The organism is Streptomyces phaeochromogenes (assembly GCF_001418655.1).
GTDB classification, from domain to species: Bacteria; Actinomycetota; Actinomycetes; order Streptomycetales; family Streptomycetaceae; genus Streptomyces; species Streptomyces phaeochromogenes.
Genome location: NZ_LIQZ01000512.1, coordinates 1 through 702, shown reverse-complemented (window position 1 = coordinate 702; position 702 = coordinate 1). Strand labels below are relative to the sequence as shown.

The window sequence follows — 702 nt, the reverse complement described above, 5'->3', positions numbered from 1 at the left end:
CACCTCGCGGCTGCCGGGGGAGAAGGCCGGCGGGTGGTACATGACCTGGTCCGTCGTGTCGTCGAGTACGGCGAGGGCGGTGTCCAGGTGGTAGTAGCGGGGGTCGACCAGGTCGAGCCCGATCACCGGCCGCCCGAAGAACTCCTGCGCCTCGCCGTGCGAGAGGGGGCTGGCCCGGAAGCCGCGTCCGGCGAGCACGTACGAGGCGGTGACCGCGAAGTCGCCCTCGCCCTCGTTGATGTGGACCGGTTCGTGGACGCGGTCGAAGCCGTTCGCCTGGAACCACTCCAGGTGGGCCTCGGCCTCCTGCTCCCGCTCGCGGAAGGCGAACCGGGCGCCCAGGACCCGGCCGTCGACCACGGTCGCGCCGTTCGCCGCGAACACCATGTCCGGCAGGCCGCGGCGGGGGGTGAGTTCCTCGACGGTGTGGCCGAGGGTGCGGTAGCGGTCGCGGAGGTCTTCCCACTGGGCGACGGCGAGGGGGACGTCGACCGGCTTGGCGGGGTCCATCCACGGGTTGATGGAGTAGGTGACCTCGAAGTGTGCGGGTGGGCACATCAGGTAGCGCCGGGGTGTGGCGCGGCGGGGAGGGTGCAAGGAGGGCTCCTTACGGGTACCGCGGGGGCAGTTGATGCTCATGGTGCGCCGCGAGCGGGCCTCTCGTCGGGAGCCGAACGGGTTGTTTCTCGCCCCCGCCGCCCC

General features: G+C 72.1%; 1 protein-coding gene. It reads right to left on the bottom strand.

Annotated elements, in window-relative coordinates; all coding sequences use genetic code 11:
* A partial coding sequence (locus tag AOK17_RS44300; protein WP_245697776.1) for a dimethylarginine dimethylaminohydrolase family protein occupies nt 1-558 on the bottom strand: 558 nt, incomplete at its 3' end.
* Nucleotides 559-702 lie beyond the last annotated feature (144 nt).